This window comes from Spirosoma fluminis (assembly GCF_054778895.1).
Map to the genome: position 1 here is coordinate 427,106 of NZ_BAAGZD010000041.1, position 23,786 is coordinate 450,891.

16 protein-coding genes are annotated in these 23,786 nt (G+C 52.1%); 14 read left to right on the plus strand and 2 right to left on the minus strand.

Annotated features, from left to right (window positions below; genetic code table 11):
* Positions 1-3: 3 nt before the first annotated feature.
* The gene (locus ACYVBJ_RS23690; protein ID WP_460984769.1) at positions 4-2,658 is read left to right on the plus strand and encodes an ABC transporter permease; all 2,655 of its coding nucleotides are present in this window, start codon (positions 4-6) and stop codon (positions 2,656-2,658) included.
* A 4-nt stretch (positions 2,659-2,662) separates the two neighbouring features.
* Positions 2,663-5,290 carry an ABC transporter permease gene (locus tag ACYVBJ_RS23695; protein WP_460984770.1) on the plus strand — a complete coding sequence of 876 codons (2,628 nt, stop codon included), beginning with the start codon at positions 2,663-2,665 and terminating at the stop codon, positions 5,288-5,290.
* Positions 5,291-5,321: 31 nt separating this feature from the next.
* Here ACYVBJ_RS23695 and ACYVBJ_RS23700 read toward each other — a convergent pair whose 3' ends face one another.
* Positions 5,322-6,629 carry a hypothetical protein gene (locus ACYVBJ_RS23700; protein ID WP_460984771.1) on the minus strand — a complete coding sequence of 436 codons (1,308 nt, stop codon included), beginning with the start codon at positions 6,627-6,629 and terminating at the stop codon, positions 5,322-5,324.
* A gap of 142 nt (positions 6,630-6,771) precedes the next feature.
* Here ACYVBJ_RS23700 and ACYVBJ_RS23705 point away from each other — a divergent pair, with 142 nt between their 5' ends.
* The 10 genes from ACYVBJ_RS23705 (at position 6,772) to ACYVBJ_RS23750 (ending at position 22,119) form a co-directional block, all read left to right on the plus strand.
* Positions 6,772-7,449: a hypothetical protein gene (locus tag ACYVBJ_RS23705; protein WP_460984772.1), complete on the plus strand. Its 678-nt coding sequence runs from the start codon at positions 6,772-6,774 to the stop codon at positions 7,447-7,449.
* A gap of 60 nt (positions 7,450-7,509) precedes the next feature.
* The gene (locus ACYVBJ_RS23710) at positions 7,510-8,169 is read left to right on the plus strand and encodes a hypothetical protein (protein WP_460984773.1); all 660 of its coding nucleotides are present in this window, start codon (positions 7,510-7,512) and stop codon (positions 8,167-8,169) included.
* Positions 8,170-8,387: 218 nt separating this feature from the next.
* Positions 8,388-8,723 carry a PadR family transcriptional regulator gene (locus tag ACYVBJ_RS23715; RefSeq protein ID WP_460975302.1) on the plus strand — a complete coding sequence of 112 codons (336 nt, stop codon included), beginning with the start codon at positions 8,388-8,390 and terminating at the stop codon, positions 8,721-8,723.
* Positions 8,724-8,735: 12 nt separating this feature from the next.
* Complete coding sequence (locus ACYVBJ_RS23720) at positions 8,736-11,399, plus strand: ABC transporter permease (protein WP_460984774.1); 2,664 nt, start codon at positions 8,736-8,738, stop codon at positions 11,397-11,399.
* 200 nt (positions 11,400-11,599) lie between these two features.
* Positions 11,600-11,806, plus strand: coding sequence for a hypothetical protein (locus ACYVBJ_RS23725; RefSeq protein WP_460984775.1), 207 nt, complete (start codon positions 11,600-11,602; stop codon positions 11,804-11,806).
* A gap of 160 nt (positions 11,807-11,966) precedes the next feature.
* Positions 11,967-13,226, plus strand: a complete 1,260-nt coding sequence (locus ACYVBJ_RS23730; RefSeq protein WP_460984776.1) for an exo-beta-N-acetylmuramidase NamZ family protein — start codon at positions 11,967-11,969, stop codon at positions 13,224-13,226.
* A gap of 109 nt (positions 13,227-13,335) precedes the next feature.
* A complete protein-coding gene (locus ACYVBJ_RS23735; RefSeq protein ID WP_460984777.1) occupies positions 13,336-14,571 on the plus strand; it encodes an alkaline phosphatase family protein in 1,236 nt (411 codons plus the stop codon).
* A gap of 93 nt (positions 14,572-14,664) precedes the next feature.
* Positions 14,665-17,028, plus strand: a complete 2,364-nt coding sequence (locus tag ACYVBJ_RS23740) for an ABC transporter permease (protein ID WP_460984778.1) — start codon at positions 14,665-14,667, stop codon at positions 17,026-17,028.
* A gap of 97 nt (positions 17,029-17,125) precedes the next feature.
* Positions 17,126-19,540 (plus strand): ABC transporter permease, encoded by a 2,415-nt coding sequence (locus ACYVBJ_RS23745; protein WP_460984779.1) that lies wholly within the window; start codon positions 17,126-17,128, stop codon positions 19,538-19,540.
* Between the two features lie 179 nt (positions 19,541-19,719).
* On the plus strand, positions 19,720-22,119 hold the full coding sequence (locus ACYVBJ_RS23750) for an FtsX-like permease family protein (RefSeq protein WP_460984780.1): 2,400 nt from the start codon (positions 19,720-19,722) through the stop codon (positions 22,117-22,119).
* Positions 22,120-22,156: 37 nt separating this feature from the next.
* Here ACYVBJ_RS23750 and ACYVBJ_RS23755 read toward each other — a convergent pair whose 3' ends face one another.
* Positions 22,157-22,561 carry a hypothetical protein gene (locus ACYVBJ_RS23755; protein WP_460984781.1) on the minus strand — a complete coding sequence of 135 codons (405 nt, stop codon included), beginning with the start codon at positions 22,559-22,561 and terminating at the stop codon, positions 22,157-22,159.
* A gap of 284 nt (positions 22,562-22,845) precedes the next feature.
* Here ACYVBJ_RS23755 and ACYVBJ_RS23760 point away from each other — a divergent pair, with 284 nt between their 5' ends.
* Both ACYVBJ_RS23760 and ACYVBJ_RS23765 read left to right on the plus strand, forming a co-directional pair.
* Complete coding sequence (locus ACYVBJ_RS23760; protein ID WP_460984782.1) at positions 22,846-23,250, plus strand: hypothetical protein; 405 nt, start codon at positions 22,846-22,848, stop codon at positions 23,248-23,250.
* A gap of 34 nt (positions 23,251-23,284) precedes the next feature.
* Positions 23,285-23,770, plus strand: a complete 486-nt coding sequence (locus tag ACYVBJ_RS23765; protein ID WP_460984783.1) for a hypothetical protein — start codon at positions 23,285-23,287, stop codon at positions 23,768-23,770.
* Positions 23,771-23,786: the final 16 nt, after the last annotated feature.

Sequence of the window (23,786 nt, forward strand, 5' to 3'; positions counted from 1 at the left end):
CGTATGCCCTCCACCCCCCAACACCCCGGCTTGCCCCATTACGACGGACCTCGCTTAGCCCAACGCCTGCTGCGCTGGTTCTGCGCTCCGCATCTTCTTGATGAGCTGGAGGGCGATCTGGATGAGCTGTTTCAGCAGCGAGTGCGGGAGGAGGGCCTGCGCCGGGCGCGGTGGCGGTACGCTCGGGATGTGCTGAGCCTGATGCGGCCCCAGTTTATTAAACGACAACCAAACGGTCCGGCTTACGTGCAATACCCTAATCCAACAAATACAGACATGATTCGTAGCTACCTTACTATCGCTTTTCGCAACCTGGCCCGCGCTAAAAGTTATGCGTTTATCAACATTGCCGGCCTGACGGTAGGCATGGCCGCTTCCGCGTTGATCATCCTGTGGGTACAAAGTGAATTGACATACGACCGATTCTACAACAAAACCGATCGGCTCTTTCAGGTATACAACCGCGATAAGTTTAGTGGTACCACACAAGCCTGGGAAACGACCCCACGCCCTTTAGCGCCGGTACTGAAGCAAGACTACGCCGATGTCGAAGATGCGGCCCGGTATCGGCCGACTGCGTTTATTTTAACCGCCAATGACAAAAACCTGAGTATCGACGGCGCGTTTACGGATCCTGCCTTCCTGAATTTATTCGATTTACCATTCATTGCGGGCAATGCCCGGATGTCTCTCTCTGAGCCCGCTGGCATTGTTATTACTAAATCGCTGGCCGAAAAACTGTTTGGAACGGTTCAGGCGTTGGGTAAAACCATTCAGGTTGACCATAAGAATAGCTTTTCGGTAACTGGTGTTCTGGATGACCTGCCCAACAACTCGCGATTCAGTAATGTAGCCTACCTGCTCCCCTACACCTATTTCGTGTCATTAGGCTGGGGTTCCGACGACTGGGCTTCGAACAATGAGTATACGTTCGTTCTGCTGAAGGATAAGGTAGACCCGGTGGTCGCCGACAACAAAATCAGGCACGTTACGGCTCAGCGTCTTAAAGGCGTTCTGGATGATGTGTCGAACCGGCAGATTTTCCTTCACCCAGCCAGTAAATGGCATCTGTATTCGGAGCAGGAAAACGGGTACCTGGTCGACGGCAAAATTGTTACCGTTCGTTTGTTTGGACTCATAGCCGCGTTCATTCTGCTCATTGCTGCTGTCAACTTCATCAATTTGAGCACGGCTCGTAGTGAAAAACGAGCGAAGGAAGTTGGCATCCGAAAAGTAGCCGGAGCCCAGAAGCAGTCCCTAATTTTTCAGTTCATCAGTGAATCGGTGCTGCTCACTTTTTTGGCTGGCCTCGTGGCCTTGTTGCTCATTGCGTTTTGTATGCCCATGTTTAATACCGTAACGGGTAAACAGCTTTCGTTACCGTTTAGCTCATTTGGCTTCTGGCTCACGGCGCTTGGGTTCGTATTGTTTACGGGTTTGCTGGCAGGAAGTTACCCGGCCTTTTATCTCGCGAACTTCCAGCCAATACGTGTGCTGAAAGGAACGTTCCAGCCCGTTGCGGCTACGTTTTCGCCCCGAAAAGGACTGGTCGTTCTTCAGTTTACGTTTGCCATTGTCCTCATTATAGCTACGCTGGTTATTCAGCAACAAATTCGGTACGGTCAAAATCGGGAAAGTGGATACAATCAAAACAACCTGTTGTTCACCTTTCTACACGGCGACATATCCTCGCACTACGACGCGTTACAGCAGGATCTGGTCCGCAGCGGAGCCGCGGTTTCGGTTAGCCGATCAATGGGCCCTCTTACCGATATCAATTCTCGCCAGTGGGGCCTTTCGTGGCCCGGCAGCACCAAAGCCGATAAAGATATCGAGTTTGACCGGTTCGGAACCGATGCAAACTTCCTGAAGACAACAGGTACCTCGTTGCTGTCAGGTCGGGAAATTGACGTTCGTCGGTATCCAACAGATTCTACCACTGTCATACTGAACGAAACGGCCGTTAGAACCATGCAGTTGGAACTCCCGATCGGAACACGTATTCACTTTCATGATCGCGACTGGCATATAGTTGGTGTGGTAAAGGACTTTGTATTTGCCTCACCTTACGATCCTGTGAATCCCGTGGTTGTTACGGGCCCAGGTAGTTCGATTGGCCTCGGCTGGACGAGCATTCGGTTGAATCCGGCTAACTCGCTGGCCAGAAACCTGGAGATTACCGAAGCAATCTTTAAGAAGTATAATCCAGCCTATCCATTTGACTATACGTTTGCCGACGAGTCGTACAAAGCCAAGTTCGCTGACGAACAACGTGTTGGTACGCTGACCAGTCTTTTTTCCGGGCTGACCATCTTTATCGCCTGTTTAGGCTTATTTGGCCTGGCTGCCTACACCGCCCAACAACGGACGAAAGAAATTGGCATTCGGAAAACCTTAGGAGCTTCCGTAACCAGTATTGTGCAGCTCCTGACCAAAGAGTTTATCTATCTAACCGTAGTAGCTTTTATCATAGGAGCACCGATTGGCTGGTATGCTATGCAGAAATGGCTACAAGGCTATACGTACCGCATAAATATCGGCATCGGCGTATTTACATTAACCTTGTCCTTCGCCCTTCTGATTGTGCTGCTCACCGTCAGTTACCAGGCCATTAAAGCGGCTTTAGTGGATCCAGTAAAATCGTTACGTAGCGAGTAATCACATGAGCTCAGCGCCTACCCCTCCGTCCTTAGCCCAACGCCTGCTGCGCTGGTTCTGCGCTCCGCATCTTCTTGATGAACTGGAAGGCGATCTGGATGAGCTGTTTCAGCAGCGAGTGCGGGAGGAGGGCCTGCGCCGGGCGCGGTGGCGGTACGCTCGGGATGTGCTGAGCCTGATGCGGCCCCAGTTTATTAAACGACAACCAAACGGTCCGGCTTACGTGCAATACCCTAATCCAACAAATACAGACATGATTCGCAATTATTTAACTATTGCCTTCCGCAACCTGGCCAAGAACCGGGTGTACTCCTTCATTAATATGTTTGGGCTGGCTTCAGGTATGGCCGTCGCGATGCTCATTGGTCTCTGGATTTATGACGAGTTGTCATTCAACAAGCAGTTCAAAAATTATGACCGGCTGGCCAAACTCTGGCAGTTTGTCAAGTTCGACGTAGAAAAAGCCTCCTACGATGCAATGCCGATTCCGCTGGCGCAGGAACTACGCAGCAAATACCCTGATTTCGAATCTGTTGGAATAGCCGTAACCCGTAACGCAATACTAGCGACCGGAGATCGGAAACTGTTAAAACTGGGCAATTACGTTGAACCTGACTTCATCGATATGCTGTCGCTGAACGTAGTGTCAGGTACCCGCTTCGGCCCCAATGATATTAATTCTATCCTACTATCGAAATCGCTCGCCAGCACGATGTTTGGCTCCGAAAATCCGCTCAATAAGCTGATAAAACTGGACAACCGGCAGACAGTAAAGGTTGCAGGCGTTTATGAAGACTTCCCGGCCAATAGCACATTTAATGACGTAACATTTCTGGTCCCCTGGAAATTCTTTGCGGCTAACGATAAAAACGCCAGACTCGACCAGAATGAATGGGACTCAAACTCGTACCAGATCTTTGTCCAGCTCAAACCCGGTGCCGATTTCGACCAGGTATCGGCGAAGATCAGGGATATCCGGATGAAGCGGGACAATCCGCCTGGTTATAAACCCGAGTTCTTTCTGCACCCGATGAGCAAATGGCACCTGTACGCCGATTTTAAAGATGGTGTCAATACAGGCGGGCTCATTACGTTTGTATGGCTGTTCGGTAGCATTGGCGTCATTGTATTACTGCTGGCCTGCATCAATTTCATGAACCTGAGTACAGCCCGCTCCGAAAAACGGGCCAAGGAAGTTGGGATTCGGAAGGCGATTGGCTCGTTTCAAAGCCAACTGATTGCGCAGTTCCTGAGCGAATCGCTGCTGATGGCCCTACTAGCCTTCGTGCTGTCCATTCTGTTCGTACAGCTTACGATTCCCTTCTTCAATCAGGTAGCTGACAAGAAAATGATCATTTTGTGGGCTAACCCCTTGTTCTGGCTGGCTGGACTGGGGTTCAGTCTGCTGACGGGTTTAATTGCCGGGAGTTATCCGGCGTTGTATTTGTCTGCGTTCCAGCCCATTAAAGTACTCAAAGGTGCTATCCGCACGAATCGCTCGGCCACGATTCCCCGGCGGCTGCTGGTTGGTTTTCAGTTTACGGTTTCGGTCACGCTCATCATCGGCACCATCATCGTGTTTCGGCAGATCGAATACGCCAAAGACCGACCGGTGGGCTACAGCCGCAGTGGATTGATCGAAATCGGAATGAATGCCCCTGAACTCTACGGGCACTATGACGCCCTACGAAATGACCTGCTCAGTACAGGAGCCGTAGCCGGTATGTCGGAATCCTCGAATTCAATAACCGAACAGGCTGGTGGCACAACCGATATTTCGTGGAAAGGTAAAAAGGCGGGCAGTAAACCACTGGTCATGACAAATTACGTAACGCACGACTACGGCAAAACGGTCGACTGGCAGATCAAGGAAGGGCGGGATTTTTCCAGAGCCTATTCCACGGACACGGCTTCGGTTATTTTAAATGAAGCAGCTGTCAGGCTGATGGGATTCAAAAACCCAATTGGCGAACTCGTTCGACGGGGTTCGACAAGCCGCGAATACAAGGTGATTGGCGTTATTAAAGACATGGTAAAAGAAGATCCGTTCAAACCGGTTAATCCGTCTTTTTTCGCCGTCGAATATGCCAATGTCAATACTATAAATATACGTTTAGCTCCGCAATTATCAGCTCATGAGGCTCTGGCCAGGGTAGAACAAATTTTCAAAACGTATAGCCCCGATTCGCCCTTCGACTACAAATTCGTGGATGACAAGTATGCCCAAAAATTCGGTACAGAAGAACGTATCGGCCGCTTGGCGGGTGGATTTGCTATCCTGGCCATTCTGATTAGTTGCCTGGGTCTGTTTGGCTTAGCGTCGTTTATAGCGGAGCAACGCACTAAGGAAATCGGGATTCGCAAGGTGCTCGGCGCGTCGGTGTTCAACGTGTGGGGATTACTCTCGAAAGAATTTGTGCTGTTGATTCTGGTGGCGTTTTGTCTGGCGGCCCCCCTGTCTTATTACGTCCTATCGGGCTGGCTCCAGAACTACCAATACCGTACCGAATTGTCGTGGTGGATTTTTGCCCTGGCGGGTGCTGGTGCGTTGGTCATTACGTTACTGACGGTAAGCTTTCAGGCCATCAAAGCGGCTTTGACAAATCCGGTCAGGAGCCTGCGGTCTGAATAAAATATACAAGGCTGGGTTGCAATCCGCTGTCTTACTGGATGGCTCGATCAAATGCATCAGCAAACACCACTGAGCCATCCGGTCGGCGGAATCGGCAATACGCAACCGAACCCGTTCCCGTAAAATCATACGTAATACCAACCAGATCGACCGGAGCCGACGGAAGGGTTGCCTGGTAGGCCAGCCGCCCGTTTACCCAGATGCGCGCCTGTTTGTTGATTACCTCGCAACGCAGGTCCACCCAATCCGAAAAGTCAACGCCAAAGGCCGACAGATCCGTATTGCGTCCGTCTACCTGATGGCCCGCTAAACCCAGCGACAGATCCGAGATACACCCATTGGCCGACAGCGGTATAAAAAACATTACTCCTTTGCCATGGATCATCAGGCGCGTCTGCTGACAGGCTGCGGCTCCAGACCGGTAATCATGACGAAGCCGGGTTTCCATGATAAAGTTATCGGAACGCAATCCCGGCAGCTCCCGGATATATCGATACCGCACGACGGGCGGCCGGGGCTGCATGGCTATGTGATTGGCTTCGATACGCGACGCAGGTAAGCTAAGTTTTCCTTGTTGGATTAGATCACTAGCCCTAAAATAGACAGGCACCGGCTCCTGCAACACGGCAATGTGCCAGCCATTTGAGCGGATGAGCAGATCGTGTTCCCGAACAATCTGTTTGCCCACCACCAGTTTAGCCCGGAAGTAGCCCGGATGGTAGTAAATCGATGTATGCTGATGGCCGGTGCGCGACACAAGCCGACGCCGGGTTGGGTCCCAGGACTGCTGGATAAACACGGAATCAGTGGGTGAAGCGGTCGCGTCATAATCGAACACTACGGAGTTTGGAATTCCCTGCGTGACCGGACGGCTACGGAACGAAAAATCCTCGGGTGACAGTGGCTCGTGTTTAGGCGATGCCAGTATTAAAGCCAATAGTCCGGCCAGTCCAATTCCAATCACAGCCAGAACAACCCGGCTCCATAGCCGACGCGATCCGGTGCGAGTTGATGGGAAATCAGTGCCTGGTGGCGAAGAACTAGTCGCTACGGGTTTGGGCTGATCACTCTGCTGCTGAAAGTCGTGCCAGTTTGGATAGCCCAGATACTGCACCAGTACGTTTAGGGTCGTTGTTGTGGGTGAGGAATCGTAGCGGACTTTACCCCACACTCGCTTTAGCGTCGTTACACTCAGGCAAGCGCCGGTCCTGGCCAGAATGGCGTCACTCAATCGCTCAAAGTCGGCGGTCGACCATCCTTCGGCTGCGCCCAGACCGCTGACCTGCTCGATCTGATGGCGGCAACGAGCCAGACTATCCGTATTCATCTTTACGACCATATTCCTGTTTAGTAGCTACTTATCGATTTGGCACAACTTGCACAACACTTGAACACGATTGATTGGGAGTCATTGAAAGCAACGGCTACGTTTACGGTCGTTTACTCTTCAGATCTGTCTCTCTCAATCGATCACGTAAGTAATGAAACAAACCCAGAACGTGCCAATCCTACTGTATACACTGCTTAGCCTGTTGATAAACGGCCATAGTTTAGCCCAAACGCCTACTCCTGTTTCGCCTGACCTGACCCTTCTGGCCAACAACCCCAAAGCCGCCGTTAACCGCACGGCAACGGCCCTAACGGAAGGTAGCCGGAAAGGTATCCGAATCAATGAACGGTCCGGCGAAGGCGTAGTCTGGATACCCGACGCTCAGTTGGCAAACGGAACTCTCGAGTTCGATGTTCGGGGTAAAGATGTCCTCCAGCAAAGCTTCGTGGGGATCGCCTTTCATGGGCAGGACGACAAAACCTACGAAGCCATTTATTTCCGCCCCTTCAACTTTCGCAGCACCGATCCCATCCGGCGCGTCCACGCCGTGCAGTACATAGCCCACCCCACGTACACCTGGCAGAAGCTTCGCACTGATTTTCCAGACAAGTACGAAGCCGCTCTGACTTCCCCTCCTGATCCCAACGGCTGGTTCCACGTGCGAGTAGAAATTAAGTCGCCCAATATGCGGGTTTACGTCAATCAAAACACTACTCCGGCGCTGGTGATCGAGCGACTTGTCCAGACGGGCAGCGGGCAGCTTGGCCTTTGGGTCGGCAACGGCTCCGGGGGTGATTTTGCTAATCTTACCATCACGCCGACTCCTTAACCGATCGACTGTAAGTAGATCCTTATGAAACCTTGAAACAACTTTTTTTATCGAATAAACATGCACTTCCAACAACGTAGTATAGTGCTGATTTTTACACTTCTGTTCTTCAGTAGCCTCTTAACGGCAACGGCTCAGACCGCTTATAACCTCCCCCTTATGCTCCGGGAGAAGCAACTCATCACCACGCCCGCCAACGAAATACAGGTGCTGAACGACAAGGCACATCCGGGCGTATCGGCCAAAGGAATTGTGTGGTTAAAAGGAGTTAATTTTAAGCAGGGAACGATTGAGGTTGATCTACGCGGCAAGGATGTGTTTCTGCAAAGTTTCCTGGGCATTGCCTTTCACGGAGTTGATACACTCACGTACGATGTGGTATATTTCCGTCCGTTTAATTTCCGGCATCCCGATACGCTCCGGCGAAACTGGTCGGTTCAGTACATGAGTATGCCCGATCATGGCTGGCCGCAACTCCGGAAAGATTTGCCCCTGAAGTACGAGCGTACGGTCCATCCCGTACCACGAGCCGACGACTGGTTTCATTGTACGCTAAAGATCACGGATACTACCGTCAGCGTTTTTATCAACCATGACTCTACCCCCTCGCTGACTGTCGAGTTACTCAATCAACGATCGGATGGGTTGATCGGCTTGTGGGCCGATGGGCTAAGCGGTGATTTTTCCGGACTCAGGATCAATCCAGCCCCAAACCGCTGAGCCAACGAGAAAACATACAATGCAAATCTATTAACTCATCCAAACCTCCCTATCATGGAACGCTGTCCAGAAGCGAACAGATTTTGTCCGTTTCTGGACAGTGTTCCCATCATCGGTACCACTCGGATAGCCCTTCTTTGAGTGCTGATGCACTTTTCTGCTTTTGGCATCTCATTTGATTTGCATAATTACAACTAATCACTCTGGACACGCGGCACATGAAGCGAACCTTTCTCGGCGAGTTTGAAGAAGTGGTATTACTGGTGGTGGCAGCCTGCACGGAAGACGCTTACGGTGTCATTATTTGGGAGCAGCTACAGGAGCAAACGGGCCGTAACATTACGATCAGCGCCGTACACGCTACGCTCTATCGGTTGGAAGAAAAAGGCTATCTATCGTCGCAGATGGGTGGTGCGACAGCCGAACGGGGTGGGCGACGCAAACGCTTTTTCACCGTAACGGCCTTGGGCAGCCGGGCTCTGCTGGAGATTCAGGAGATGCGCCAACGACTGTGGCAGGCAATTCCACAAGGCAAGCTGCAACTCATTGGTTGATGGACCGAGACTATGGCTCATGAAACTCCCCGAAACATCGGACCGGATCGCCGGCCACCGCGCTGGGCTGACCGCCTGCTCGGATGGTTCGTAGCTCCGCATCTGCTGGAAGACCTGCAAGGTGACTTGCAGGAGGTCTTTTCCAAACGGATCAAGCAAGTAGGTCTGGCCCGCGCCCGGCGCGAATATGCCTGGGCTGTGCTGCATTATCTCACCCCATTCTTTTACAAAAGGCAACCAGACCACTATTCAAAACCTGCTCGTACTGATATGCTACGCAACTATCTTAAAATTGCTTTTCGAAGCTTGTCTAAAAACAAGGTTTACTCATTCATCAACGTATCCGGCCTGGCGTTGGGTATGGCCTGCGCATTGCTGATTGGCCTGTGGGTGCAAGACGAACTGAGTTACAACCGTTTCCTGCCCAACGCCGAAAACATCGGTTATGTACGCGTTAATTTTGCCAATCCAACTACAGGCGATATTGTTACAAACTGGGCGACACCCGGCCCTTTACAGGAGGCTATCGCGCAGGACGTACCGGAGGTAGCCGCCGTCACGAAAATCAACTACGGGCCAGAATACCTGATCAAGGTCGGTGATAAAGCGGCCAAGGAGAAAGGCCATTACGCGACCAGCGACTTCTTTGGCGTATTTGATTTGCCCACCGTGCAAGGCAATCCGAAAGCCGCTCTGGCGCAAACTAACCAAATTGTTATTACGCAGAAGGTGGCCGGGAAGTTTTTCCCGAACGGCCAGGCCGTAGGAAAAATACTGCAACTCAACAGTGATAAATTTTACGTAGTCGGTGCTGTAATTGAAGACCTGCCGTCTAACTCGTCCTTACAGTTCGATTGGTTGGTTAATTGGAAAGTCCAGGAACAGGATTGGATGAAAACATGGGGCAATGTATCTTTCCAGACCTTTGTACGACTGAAGCCACACGTAACGCTGGGGCAGGCCGAAGCCGCGATGAAGGACATTTACCCACGCCGGGCCGGGAAGAATTTTGACAGCGGTCGGCCAACTTTGCAGGCTATCACCGATCTGCACCTGTACGGTGAGTACAAGAACGGTCGGCCGGAAGGTGGGCGTATCGAATATGTTCGTGTTTTTGCCCTTGTTGCCCTGTTTATTCTGTTAATTGCCTGCATCAATTTCATGAACCTGTCCACCGCCCGTTCCGCAACCCGGGCACGCGAGGTAGGCGTTCGCAAAGTGGTGGGGGCGCTCCGCTCGTCGCTCATTGGTCAGTTCATGAGCGAAGCCATACTCACCAGTCTCATGGCGGTTGTCCTGGCGGTAGGCTTAGTATGGCTTGTCCTGCCCACCTTCAATACGGTATTCGAGAAACAATTAGCCCTCAATCTGGCCGAGCCTACCCTTTGGCTGCTTTTGTCGGGACTAGTGCTGGTTACGGGCTTTATATCGGGCAGTTATCCGGCCTTGTTCCTGTCGTCTCTGCAACCGATCAAGATTCTGAAAGGTGGCGGTTCGGCGTTCCGACTACAAACCGGTATGGGCCCCGCTCTGTTTCGGCGCACGCTGGTTGTATTCCAGTTTTCAATGTCTATTTTCCTGATTGTGGGTATGCTGGCCGTCGGTCGTCAGATGCAGTACCTGCGCGACAAGAGTTTGGGCCTCGACCGAGAAAACGTGCTGTACTGGCCTATTGAAGGCATCAGCGAGACTAAAAAATTTGACGCCCTCCAGCAGGAAATAATGCGGCTTCCATCAATCGCGTCGGCAACGACAGCAGGCTCCTTACCGGTAAACATTCAGTCTTCGTCGGGCGACCTGACCTGGCCAGGCAAAGACCCGAACCTGTCAACGAGTGTGCAGGCCATGTTCGTAGGCAGTAACTTTACAAAAACCATGAACATTAAACTGGCTGACGGCCGCGATTTCAGAGCCGATAGCCCCGCCGACTCCGCGAATTATATCATCAATGAAGCCACGGCCAGACTAATGAGCGAATCCACCGCACCGGCGGACCGGCCGGGCATGCAGAATCCAGTTGGTAAAGAAGTGCAGTTCTGGATGGGAAAAGGGCGGATCGTTGGCGTAATGAAAGATTTCCATTTACAATCACTTCATGAGCCAATCAAACCCTTACTTCTTTGCTTCAATTATTTGAATACAAGTTATTTGCTTGTTAAAACGCGTGCCGGTCAGACGCAGCAGGCCCTCGCCGATCTGGCCAGGATCTCGAAAGAGTTCACGCCCGACTATCCGTTTAATTACCATTTCCTGGACGAGGAGTACGAAAAGTTATATCGTAGCGAACAGCAGGTAAGCACATTAATCAACTACTTCGGTGTGCTGGCCATTCTTATTTCTTGTCTGGGATTGTTCGGGCTGGCCGCATTCACCGCCGAGCAGCGGACTAAGGAGATTGGCGTGCGCAAGGTACTGGGTGCCAGCATTACCAGCATTGTCGGGCTACTCTCCAAAGATTTTTTGCTACTTGTGTTTGTAGCGCTCGTGCTGGCCGTACCGCTGGCGTGGTGGGCGCTGAGCCAGTGGCTGCGTACGTTTGCCTATCACCAGGCGCTATCGTGGTGGCTATTTGGACTCGCTGGCCTGCTGGCGATTACGATCGCTTTTCTGACCGTGAGCTACCAGAGTATAAAAGCAGCCCGAATGAATCCGGTGAAGAGCTTACAAAGCGAGTAGCCGGGCCAGCCATCGCTATTTGTCTAGATCTGTTGGAACAGAAAATGATATTCTGGCGGAACCCGCTGCAACCCTTCTTCGATGTATAGCATCTTTTATGGCAGAAGCCCAACCTGCCATTTGCTGTCGGCAAGTTCTTATTTGGAAATGTCGGGGCGGGCGGCCTGTTGGCTTGAACATAAACAACACCTACTAGAATCATGAACGAGTACGCTCAACTGTATGACCAGTTACGTGGTCGCCGAAATGCCCTGGTTAAATGGTACGGTCCGCGCAGTGGATTGAAACAGTACAATCCGTCAGCGTATCAACAGTACCAGGAAAAAATCCGCGACCTGAATCGTCAGTTACGTTTACTACGGCTACGCCTGGTCAGCACGGCTACCCAGCAAGTAGCAGGCCATTAGCAGTACGTTGCAGACTATGAATTCAAGGCATACCCGCTTAAGCGGGTATGCCTTGAATTCATTACCGTTGCCTAAGTTGAATTGGTTCGTGCTTTACGTTACCTGTTGCACGCAATCGCTTTTCTGGGCAACTTGCCATCTTACTGCTGAATTAGTCTATATGAAATCGTTTTCTCTTGTTGTTCTCCCATTCATCCTGGGCGCTTTCAGCCTTACCAACCGTTTGGATGTTTCGCCACTAACTCCCGTTCCGTCCTCAACGGGCAGCCACACTGGGCGACCGGTTACCGCCACCAAACTCATGACGGGAGCTGATCAGGTGTCAGCTTACCTGCCTTATCTGAAAGGAAAACGCATTGGGATGGTTGTCAATCCCACTTCCATCATTGGCAACAAACCCAGCGTAGACAGCCTGCAAAGCCTGGGCGTGAACATTGTGATGGTGTTTGGACCTGAACACGGTTTTCGCGGCAACGCCAGCAATGGAGCCAAAGTGGCCGATGAAGTAGACGCGAAAACCGGTATTCCCATTATTTCGCTCTACGGCAAAAACCGTAAGCCAACAAAAGAACAGCTCGACAAGATTGACCTGCTGATTTTCGACATTCAGGACGTAGGCGCGCGGTTTTATACCTATATCAACACGCTGAACCACATTATGGAAGCCTGCGCCGAGAATAAGAAAGAGCTCCTGATTCTGGACCGGCCTAATCCAAACGGCTTCATTGTCGACGGTCCCATCCTGGAAGATCATCTGCATTCGGGGATTGGCATGCACAGAATTCCGATTACGCACGGCATGACCATCGGCGAATTTGCGCAGATGATCAACGGCGAGGGCTGGGACATACCCAAGAATTCCTGTAAACTGAAAATCATTAAAGTAGCGAACTATACCCACGATACGCCCTACGTATTACCCGTGCCCCCTTCGCCGAATCTGAACACGCCCCAATCTATCCTGCTGTATCCCAGCGTCTGCCTGTTCGAAGGTACGATTATCAGCCAGGGTCGCGGTACGTATATGCCGTTTACCGTGTTGGGAGCACCGGCTCTGAAAGGTAAATACGCCTTCTCATTCCGGCCCATCAGCATCAAAGGCATGAAAGAAGCGCCCCTGCATCAGGACACAGATTGCTATGGACTTGACCTGCGGAAGTACGACACCAGTATCCTGCGCAAAACCCGGCAGCTCAACCTGCAATGGCTCATGGAACTGTACAAAGCCTACCCTGATAAAGCGCGGTTCTTCGATATGAGCCAGAGCAAGGAGATTAATAACTTCGACAAGCTGGCGGGCACCGAAAACCTCAAAAAGCAGATCATTGCGGGAAAATCTGAAAAAGAGATTCGCCAAAGCTGGGAGCCGGGTTTGTCAGCCTATAAGACAATGCGAAAAAAGTATTTGCTGTATCCGTAGTCTGAACAGTACACCTTGTTGAAACGAATGCTTAACGCATCCGTTTCAACAAGGTGAGCGCGATCCGTTACTTTTGCGGCCAGACGTCTTCATTCACTTGCCTACTATCGTGAACCCTCGCTTTGCCCTCGCCTTACTGACGGCTGTTATTCAGCTACCGCTGCTGGCTCAAAACCGGACGCCTAAAGCTGTCTTTGTTATTGTCGACGGTATTCCGGCGGATGTGGTCGAAAAGGTGCCAACGCCCCATCTGGATAGCCTGGCTAAGGTTGGCTTCTATAAACGGGCGTACGTAGGTGGTCAGAAAGGAACGTATTCCCAAACGCCAACCATATCGGCGGTGGGTTACAACAGCCTGCTGACGGGTACCTGGGTTAACAAACACAATGTCTGGGACAACGCGATCAAAGCACCCAACTACCACTACCCTACCCTTTTTCGCCTGCTTAAGAATCAGTTTCCGAATAAGAAAACAGCCGTGTTCAGCAGTTGGCTCGACAATCGGACAAAACTCGTTGGTGATGGTCTGGCGCAGACCAACAAGCTAAAAATCGATTACTATGCCGACGGCTACGAACTGGACACGGTTAATTTTCGGCACGATAAGGAACGGTCGTTCATGAACCGAATTGATAACCGGGTCATCGACGAGGCCGTTGCCTGCTTAAGCAAACAGGCACCCGATCTGTCGTGGGTGTATCTCGAGTACACCGACGACATCGGGCACAAGTACGGCGACAGCCCACAAATGCACACTGCCGTTGAGAAAATGGACGCGCAGATTGGTCGGCTGAGCCGCGTACTACAGCAGCGTCAGCAACAGGTTGCGGAAGATTGGCTGCTCGTCATTACCACCGACCACGGCCGCGATGCCAAAACGGGACTCAACCACGGTGGGCAGTCGGATCGCGAACGTACTACCTGGGTGGTCTCGAACCAGCCTGGACTCAACGCGTACGGCCAGCAGGTTGAGCCGGGCATTGTGGACCTGATGCCTACCATTGCCCGCTTCATGCGCATCCGGATGCCCAAAGACGTAGCGCAGGAAGTGGATGGCGTGCCACTTATCGGTCCTGTTTCACTGGCAGGCCCACAGGCTACTCTCAGCAACAATGCGCTGCAAGTTAGCTGGAAAGCGTTGGCTTCGTCCGGTACGGTCAATGTCTGGCTATCCACGACTAATCAATTTGAAACGGGCGGGAAAGACACGTATCAACTGGTTGGCAAAGCGCCCCTTAGCCAGCAGCAATTCAGCGTATCAATCGCCGACAGGCCATCGTCCTTTTATAAAATCTGGCTCGAAGGTCCAGCCAACTCCGTCAATACGTGGGTGGTGTTAAAATAGAACGACTTAAGCCGTTTACAAGGCTTAACGTTTTTTAACAGCCTGTCTGTAAGCAATGTCCGTACCTTGGCCTCCGAATCAGGTACGGACTTTATGCTTACGAACTACCTCAAAATTGCCTGGCGCACTCTGGTTAAGAACCGGCTTTATACCGCTATTAACATCGCGGGACTATCGATCAGCATGGCCGCCTGCTGGCTGATCAGCCTGTACGTCTGGAACGAACTTACCTTCGACCGGTTTCACGAGCGGGCCGATTCGATCTACCGCGTGATCACCCGATTCAAAATGACCGGCTCGGATGATGGTCTCGCCGTATCAAGTGCTGACTTGGGTCCCCGCCTGCAGCAAACCTACCCGGACGTATTGAAGATGGTTCGGTTCAAGTCGGTTCCTGTGGCAACGATCCGTCATGGCAGTCAACTGATTAATGAAGGCGATGTGTACCAGGTCGACAAAAGTCTGTTTGAGGTGTTTTCGTACCGCTTGCTCTCCGGCAGCAAAACCGCTTTAGATCGGCCCAACAGCGCGGTAGTGACCCGGCAAGTAGCGAAAAAATACTTTGGTGCGGCCGATCCGACTGGAAAAGTCCTGCAGTTGAACAAGCAACCGTATACAATCACCGGCGTATTAGAAGATTTTCCTGCAAACACAGACTTAACGTTTACCATTTTACTGTCCTGGCAGGATACGCCAGCCAGCGCCGAAGAGGTGTTCGATACGTCCTGTTTTACGTACGTAGTTCTCGCCGATCAAACGCCCGCCGAAAGCTTTCGTAAAAAGCTGACGCAATTCGACCGGATTCAGGTAGCACCCCGCATTAAAGCACTAGGACTGGGCAACGACATCAGGATTGATCATCAGCTGCAACCGCTGACCGAGCTACACTTCGTCGACGGTCTGTTTGACGATACGCCTAAAGGTAATCGAGGGTATCTGGCCATTTCCGCCGTCGTAGCCGTATTTATTCTGCTCGTAGCCTGTATCAACTACATGAATCTGTACGTGGTTCAGGCCACTAAACGCCAGAAAGAGATCGGCATTCGGAAAGTAGCAGGAGCCGCCAGACGGCAGTTACTGGGCCAGTTTCTGGGCGAAGCGTTGTTGGTCATGGGCTTCAGCCTGATTGTATCGCTGGGCGTAATGCTCAGCGTTCGGCCTTTAGTTGAGCAGCTCACGGCCATTCCCGTGGGCCTGCCTGACTGGTCGCTCATAGCCGGTGGCGTATGCCTGCTGATCGTAGTGAGTGCCTTGACTGGACTGTACCCAGCCCTATTTCTGTCGTCAGCTCAGCCGGTGAGCCTGTTGAGAGGGCAATCGCAGGGGGCAGGGCGTCAGTTGGCCCGGAAATCGCTGGTTGTCCTGCAATTCGCCATGTCGGTAATGCTGATCGGCAGCACGCTGGTGGTCCGACAGCAAACGCATTACCTCCGCAGTAAAGATCCGGGGTTCACGAAGGAGCAGGTTTTGGTTGTGAACGTCCCGGCCGACGAAACGATCCGCAAAAAGATGGCGGTGCTGAAAGCGACACTAGCGCAAAACAGCCGCATCGACGCCGTATCGCTGGGATTAAACCCCATCACAAACGAAGCTAAAGCGAGTGTCATCAAAGAAACGGGGGGCCAGCGAACCGAGCAGCTGGTCTTTTCCGCCCACATCGACGAAGACTATCTGAACCTGCTGCAAATCAAGCTCAGAGCCGGCCGTACGTTCAATCCCAATCGGCCCGGTGACAAAAAACACGCCGTTATTGTCAACGAACGTTTTGTCCACTGGATGGGCTGGCCGATGGATCAGGCCGTTGGCAAGATTGTAAAGACGGCCGCGCATGATTCACTGAACCAGCGGGTGATCGGTGTTGTGAGCGACTATCATTTCGCATCGCTTCATAACCAGATCGAGCCCCTCCTTTTGTATTATCAAACCGACAATCCGTTCAATGTACTGGTTCGGCTGAAGCCTTCGGACGTAGCACTGGTTCGGTCGGCCTGGACAGCCCTTATTCCGGATTATCCGTTTGAAGCTTCGTTTCTGGACACGAGTTTCGATAAGCAATACGAGCAGGAGAAGAAAGGCACGACCCTGCTCAGCTGGTTTTCTTTCTTAACCATTCTTATTGCTTGTCTTGGCCTGTTCGGTCTGGTTGCCTTCTCCGCTGAGCAACGTATCAAGGAAATCGGAATCCGGAAAGTGCTGGGCGCTTCGGTGGCTCAACTGGTAAGCCTGCTTTCCAAAGACTTTATAAAACTGGTGCTCATCGCCATTGTGGCCGCCATCCCGCCTACCTGGTACGTCATGAGTCGGTGGCTGCAACGCTTCGCCTATAGGATTGACATCGATTGGCGGGCGTTTGTCTGGGCAAGTTTACTGGCCATCGGCATCGCGCTGTTGACAGTCAGTTTTCAAAGCATCAAATCGGCCCTGATGAATCCGGCAAAAAGTTTAAAAACGGAGTAGAGGGAGTAAGAAGAAAGAGAGTAAAGTAATAAAATCTCTCTATTTCCTCTTCTCACCCTCTCCTCCTTACCCCTCTCCTCCTTTTATTCCCCTTCTTATGCTTCGATCCTATCTCAAAATTGCCTGGCGGAATCTGCTCCGGCGCAAGTTTTACTCGATCCTTAACATCATCGGTTTAGCCGTCGGCATTACGTTTACCTTGCTGATCGGCAGCTACGTCTGGGGTGAATTCCAAATTAATCGACAGCTACGTAACGCCGGTCAACAGTGCCTCGTCCAGAGCCGCTGGAAGCAGGAAAATATGGGCATGGACATCACAACCCTGGCCCCACTTGGTCCGGCACTCAAAGCCATTTATCCTAACCTTGTCGCAAATTTTTACCGGTTTTACGGCATCAGCGCTACGGTCTCCAAGGGCAGCAATCACTTCCGGGAATCCATCCAGATCGGCGATTCTACCCTGCTGACGATGTATGATTTCAAGCTGTTGCAGGGTAATCCGCGCACAGCCCTGGCTGACCCGAACTCCATTGTCATCACCGCTGAAAAAGCCCTTAAATACTTTGGTCGGACCGATGTCCTGAATCAGTCGCTAACGGTGGAGACGACCGGCGCGGGGAAGCAGGAGTTTTTGATTACGGGCGTACTACAGCCGCTACCCGACAATTCGGTATCGCACCTGCTGGCAGAATCAAACGAAATGTTCATGCCCGTGAGCAGTGTACGCTATTTCGGGGGAGAAGCCAGTATGCAAACCTGGCTTAATCAGTACATCGTTACCTACGTTGAGTTGCAGCCGGGCGTAACGCCGAAAGACCTGGAGAAGCCGCTGGCGCACGTAATTGCGACGAATACGCCGACCGAAATCCAGAAAAACCTGACCGCCTACGTAACGCCATTAACTGATTTTTATCTGCAAAGCAACAACGGGCTGATCCGCAAACTGATCATTACCCTAACGGCAGTGGCCTTGTTCATTCTCCTGATGGCAGTCGTTAATTTCGTCAATATCGCAATGGGTAACTCCTCATCGCGTTTGCGGGAGATCGGTGTTCGCAAAGCGCTGGGTGGACTCCGGCGGCAACTCACGGTCCAGTTTCTCATGGAAGCGTTTGTGCTGACAGCCATTGCTACGGTGCTCTCAGTGGGTTTGTACGTCCTGTTTCGTCCCCTGTTCAATGATGTCGTTGGCAAAGCACTTCCGACGCTAACGCACTTACCCTGGCAGCACAGTTGGCTGTTGGTTGTACTAGTGCTGATCGTCGGCGGACTGGCGGGTGGGTATCCGGCGCTGTATCTGTCGGCCTACTCGTCCGTCGATTCGTTGAAAGGCAAAGAGAAGTCGGCCCGCGAAGGCATCCTGTTCCGGCGCAGTCTGGTTACGGTGCAGTTCGCCATTGCCGTCTTTGTGTTTGTCGGAGCCACTATTGTTTCCCGGCAAGTTGCGTACTTCTTCAACACCGATCTTGGCTTTAAGAAAGAAGCTGTCCTGACCGTATCGTCATTGCCCCGTAACTGGTCGAAGGAAGGCGTTATCCGCATGGAAGCCGCTCGTGATCAGTTCGCTCGCCTGCCGGGTGTCACTTCGGCCAGTCTTTCGTACGAGATACCGAATGGCAATGTGGGCAACAGCGCTAACCTGTATCCGCAGGGCCGCGATTCAACGCAGGCCGTTAGTGTCGACCTGATGACCACCGATGAACACTACGCGGAAACGTACGGGATTCCCTTAAAAGGGGGGCGATACTTTCATTATGGCCAGGGCGGGTATGACTCAACAAGCGTTGTCCTGAATGAATCGGCGGTCAAAGCACTTGGTTACACAACCGCCGAAGCCGCCGTTGGGCAGTTGATACGTTTCCAGAATTTTCCGCTTACCTACCGGGTGCGGGGTGTGGTGCAGGATTTCCACGTTGGCACCATGCACAAATCGATTCAGCCCATTGCTATCGGACAGATACAGGCGTTACCAATATACCGCTTCTTCTCGTTCCGGCTAGCGCCCGGCACGACCAAACAAACCATGGCGGGCATCGAACAAAAATGGCACGAACTGTTTCCCGATGCGCCATTCGACTACGCGTTTATCGACCAGACGCTCGAAAAACTGTACCGTACGGAGCTTCAACTGGAGAAAGCGGCTTACGTCGCCACCGGCTTAGCCCTGCTGATTGTGCTATTGGGCGTCATTGGTCTGGTTTCCTTAAGCGTGGCCCGCCGGACCAAAGAAGTGGGCATCCGAAAAGTACTGGGGGCCTCGGTGCCTGACATCGTCGGTTTATTCCTGAAAGAATACGTCTGGGTAATGGTCATTGCCAACGCGATGGCCTGGCCCCTCGCCTACTGGCTGATCTCGAATTGGTTAGCCGATTACGCTTATCACACGCAAATTACCTGGTCACCATTCGTCCTAGTAGGTGGCCTGTTAGCCATTCTCACCAGCGTAGTTATTAGCGCACAGGTGTTTAAAGCCGCTTTATTGAACCCGGTGAAGAGTATTCGAACGGAATAAAAAAGGAGGAGAGGGAGTAAAGGGACGAAAGGGAACGGTCTCATCTTCTCAGCTCCCACTACCCCTCATCCCACTCCTCCCCTTACTCCCTCTCCTCCCTTTACTCCCCTTCGTCCCCTTACTCCCACTCCTCCCCTTACTCCCCTTCTCCCCTTACTCCCCTTACTCCCTCTCCTCCTATGCTATCTAATTACGTCAAAATCGCCTGGCGGAACCTGAAAGCGCAACGCAGCTATGCCTTGCTGAATACATTCGGCCTGTCGATTGGCATGGCGGGCGGGTTGCTCATTTTCCTGTTTCTACGCCATCACCTCAGTACGGATCGGCATCACGCCAAATTCGACCGTATCTATCGAATCGATACCGACCTGTACCTCGCTGACAGTTCGGTTGAGTACAATGCAGAGGGCCCCTTACCGATGGCGCAGGTACTTCGCACGCAGTATCCACAAGTGGAGCAGGCAGCTTTTTTAAGCATGTTCCGCGATATGACGGTGAGCGTTAAGCGCCAGAACAAACGCCAGCCCATACGGTTCCTCGAACACAAAGGCACGGGTTTGGTAGAGCCGGAGTGGTTCGACGTATTAAGCTACACGTGGCTGCGGGGCGATGCTAAAACGGCGCTTCGCGGGCCAAACCGCGTCGTGCTGATCGAGTCATGGGCCAGAAAATACTTTGGTGACACCGATCCGATCGGGCAAACGCTAACCCTGAACAACAAGGCCGTCGTTACGGTCACGGGCGTACTCGCCGAACCACCCACCACAACGGACACGTACCTCGGCCTGTTTGTGTCCATGCCCACCATGCGGCAACTCGACCCCGATTATAACGTAACGGATTGGGGATGGCTGAACAGCAGCAACCGATTATACGCTACGTTACAGGGTGAGGAAGCCGCACCCAGTCTACAGCAGGCGATGCCCGCGCTGGCCAAAAAACACTACGGGGCTAATGCCAACGTATTCCGGTTTCACGTGCAGCCCATGCGCGAGCTGCACTTCGACGTAGCGCGTGATCCTGCCGGAACGATTCGGTCATCGTTGCTGTGGTCGCTGGGTATCGTGGGCGTGTTGCTTATTCTGGCCGCCTGCATCAACTTTATCAACCTGGCCACGGCACAGGCGCTTCGACGCAGCAAAGAAGTCGGCATCCGGAAAACACTGGGCAGCTCACGCAGCCAGCTGAGTCGTCAGTTCCTGCTCGAAACGGCCCTCGTTACGCTGGCGGCTACTGGCCTGACCCTGCTGCTGACTTACGTATCCCTGCCCTTATTCAACAACTGGGTGCAGCTCAATCTGACCTTCCGGCTCGATGGGCTCACGCTTGTGTTCATTGCTTTGCTTTTTTTCGGCGTCGTGCTGCTGGCGGGTGGGTATCCGGCAGCCGTCCTATCCGGATTTTCGCCTGACCTAGCTCTACGTGGCAAACTGACTACGTCGTCGTTTGGCGGGCTATCGGTTCGGCGAGTACTGGTCATTACGCAGTTCATCGTTTGTCAGGCGCTCATCGTAGGTACACTCGTGGTGGCCCGGCAAGTTCGGTACATGCAACAGGCCGATCTGGGCTTTCGCCCGAACAACGTTGTGCTGGTGCCACTACCTGACAACACCCAACCGTTGCAGGACGCGTTCAAACAGACGTTAACCCAATACGCCGACATCCACGCTATTAGCCTGGGCCATCTACCACCCTCCAGTGACCGGCTCTACGGTGGCTCTGTTAAATTCGAGAACCGCCCCGACTGGGAGCCCTGGCCCAGCCGCGAACGGCTGGCCGACGCTGATTTTGTCAAGACCTATGGGTTGACGCTGCTGGCTGGTCGTAACATTGTGCCAAGCGATACGATCCGCGAGTATCTGATCAACGAGACGATGCTGCACAAACTCGGCTTTCAAAAACCGGAGCAAGTCCTGGGCAAACGGCTTCAACATTATTTGTCGCCCGTTATGCTCCCCATTGTGGGGGTCGTACGCGACTTCCATCTGAAATCGTTACGTGAGGAAATCGGCCCTTGTGTGGTTGCCAGCCGATCCGAGCGATACCGTCACGCCGGCATTCGGATTTCGGGACAGCACCCAACCCAAACCCTCGAACGCATTCGCCAGACCTGGCAGCAACTGTATCCGAACGAGGTGTTTGAATACCAGTTCCTGGACGAGCATATCGCGCAACTGTATAAGACCGAAACCTTAATCACCCGACTGGTTAACGTATTCACGGGACTAGCCATCCTGATCTGCTGCCTGGGACTGTACGGACTTGTCTCGCAGGTGATGGTGCAGCGCACGAAAGAGATCGGTATTCGAAAAGTGTTAGGTGCCAGCGTTACCAGCATAGTGGCGCTACTATCGAAAGACTTCCTAAGACTGGTACTGATCGCCATTGTCATAGCTTCACCCATCGCCTGGTACGTGATGAATGGCTGGCTACAGGACTTTACGTATCGGATCAATATTGCGTGGTGGGTGTTTGCCCTGGCAGGGCTGTTGGCCGTAAGCGTTGCCTTACTCACCGTTAGTCTCCAGAGCATAAAAGCGGCTTTAGCCAATCCGGTCAACAGCTTACGAAGCGAATGACCCATTCAACATGCCGCTAAGGCTGTAGCTATTCTAATTACTTTTTAGCCGGATTAATCGGCAGCGCTCCTGTGGCCATGTATCGAAACTTCGTTTTATAATCTTCACCAGGCATTCTGATCAGGTGCTTTTCGCTGACAACGGGTGCTTTCACGGCTATAGTCGAATAAGCACTAGCTCCCGTCTGCTTGTCTCGAACAAAGACGATGTATTCCGCATCTTGAGCAGGAACCAGCAAAATTTCCGATGCATTGTTTGACGGAACAGCACCTGGCGTATTGAGGCCCCAGGCGTAACTGTAATGACCAGATCCGCCGGTCACTGTAGCCTGAATGAGTTGCTTGCCAGTAGTGGCGTCGCCACTTATTTCCGTAGTTACCTTGACTTGGGCAAATAACGTTGTGGAGCTGATTAAGCCCACAATAACTAAAAGAGCACGCATCGAATACTTCATTTTTTTGACGAGTTCATACGGGTGAAACTAGTAAAGATCAATTTTCCCGTTTTATAATCTAACGTTAGATCAAAGGATAAAGATAATCGCAGAAAACAATTAGCAGAGCCTAATTCCTAAGCAAAAGGCTGTTGTCAGCTACTGCCAAAGTATTTAAAAACAGCACGATACAGAGGTTTTACAATTCCTTTACAACCTTTTACAGTCCTTAACGCAGTCGATTTAGGGCGGTCAATACATTTGTTTCATTACTCACGCAAAACACGTAAGATATGAAACGAACCTATTGGCTTACCCTGCTTTGTGCTTCTATTGTCGGCACTACCTTCGGGCAGGATTTATTTAAACAGTGCTCGGCGGCCTTCTTGGGCAACCGCATGATCGTTAACGAGTACACGCCAGCCGGTACGTGCGTTGTCTCATCTACCGCCACTGGGGAGTTAACCGTAAACACCGTCGAGCTGTCGACCAAGCAGGCGAAAGCGCTCGACAAGATTCCGTTCCGGGTTGCCATCCGCGACAACACAACGCATACACTGCTTATGTATTCGAAAAAAGAGGTGAAGCAGGTCGACGTACAGAAGGTCCTGGCGAAGTGCAAAAAAGGGGATCACATTGTCCTGCTCACCCTCGACGATCAATACGCTCTGCCGCATAATGAGCTGTTCGTACAATAGTCTACTGATAATCAACCAGTATCTCCTTAATTCTATGACTAAATTCATAACACCCGTCCGGCTATTCTGCCTGCTGGCAATAGCCATGAGCGTCGCGCAACCCTTGCTGACATCGGTTGAACTGACAGCAGCCGCTTTTACCAGGAACACTACCGGCTTTTACTGGAATTCAGTGCTGTTAAACGGTCAACTGCTGGATGAGAGCAATTTTTCCATGCAAAGCCGAGGGACGCTGGTTGTCGTTGCGGGAGATCCCGTTTCGTACGGAGCGGAACGCATTCCGTTTCGTATTTACCTCAGACGAGCCGGTTCAATTATCCATCATGGCCAGTCGGACCCGACCCGTGATGTGTATACTGCCGACGTGTCGCAAGTGCTGGCCTTTGCTGTTCCCGGCGACGAACTGATTATTGAGCCTTCCCGGCAATCGAATGCGCTGATGAAACGTAGCATTCACGTAAAAACGAACTGGCCGTTACCCATGAACTGGCTCTTCAGCGCAAACGGGCGCGGGTGTTAGTCAATTGCGTATCTTT

Excerpts from the sequence above, each read along its gene's own strand:
- ACYVBJ_RS23755 (WP_460984781.1), bottom strand. The coding sequence starts at position 22,561 with ATGCGTGCTCTTTTAGTTATTGTGGGCTTAATCAGCTCCACAACGTTA.
- ACYVBJ_RS23705 (WP_460984772.1), top strand. The coding sequence starts at position 6,772 with ATGAAACAAACCCAGAACGTGCCAATCCTACTGTATACACTGCTTAGC.
- ACYVBJ_RS23745 (WP_460984779.1), top strand. The coding sequence starts at position 17,126 with ATGCTTCGATCCTATCTCAAAATTGCCTGGCGGAATCTGCTCCGGCGC.
- ACYVBJ_RS23715 (WP_460975302.1), top strand. The coding sequence starts at position 8,388 with ATGAAGCGAACCTTTCTCGGCGAGTTTGAAGAAGTGGTATTACTGGTG.
- ACYVBJ_RS23710 (WP_460984773.1), top strand. The coding sequence starts at position 7,510 with ATGCACTTCCAACAACGTAGTATAGTGCTGATTTTTACACTTCTGTTC.
- ACYVBJ_RS23765 (WP_460984783.1), top strand. The coding sequence starts at position 23,285 with ATGACTAAATTCATAACACCCGTCCGGCTATTCTGCCTGCTGGCAATA.
- ACYVBJ_RS23690 (WP_460984769.1), top strand. The coding sequence starts at position 4 with ATGCCCTCCACCCCCCAACACCCCGGCTTGCCCCATTACGACGGACCT.
- ACYVBJ_RS23720 (WP_460984774.1), top strand. The coding sequence starts at position 8,736 with ATGGCTCATGAAACTCCCCGAAACATCGGACCGGATCGCCGGCCACCG.
- ACYVBJ_RS23695 (WP_460984770.1), top strand. The coding sequence starts at position 2,663 with ATGAGCTCAGCGCCTACCCCTCCGTCCTTAGCCCAACGCCTGCTGCGC.
- ACYVBJ_RS23700 (WP_460984771.1), bottom strand. The coding sequence starts at position 6,629 with ATGGTCGTAAAGATGAATACGGATAGTCTGGCTCGTTGCCGCCATCAG.
- ACYVBJ_RS23725 (WP_460984775.1), top strand. The coding sequence starts at position 11,600 with ATGAACGAGTACGCTCAACTGTATGACCAGTTACGTGGTCGCCGAAAT.
- ACYVBJ_RS23740 (WP_460984778.1), top strand. The coding sequence starts at position 14,665 with ATGCTTACGAACTACCTCAAAATTGCCTGGCGCACTCTGGTTAAGAAC.
- ACYVBJ_RS23730 (WP_460984776.1), top strand. The coding sequence starts at position 11,967 with ATGAAATCGTTTTCTCTTGTTGTTCTCCCATTCATCCTGGGCGCTTTC.
- ACYVBJ_RS23750 (WP_460984780.1), top strand. The coding sequence starts at position 19,720 with ATGCTATCTAATTACGTCAAAATCGCCTGGCGGAACCTGAAAGCGCAA.
- ACYVBJ_RS23760 (WP_460984782.1), top strand. The coding sequence starts at position 22,846 with ATGAAACGAACCTATTGGCTTACCCTGCTTTGTGCTTCTATTGTCGGC.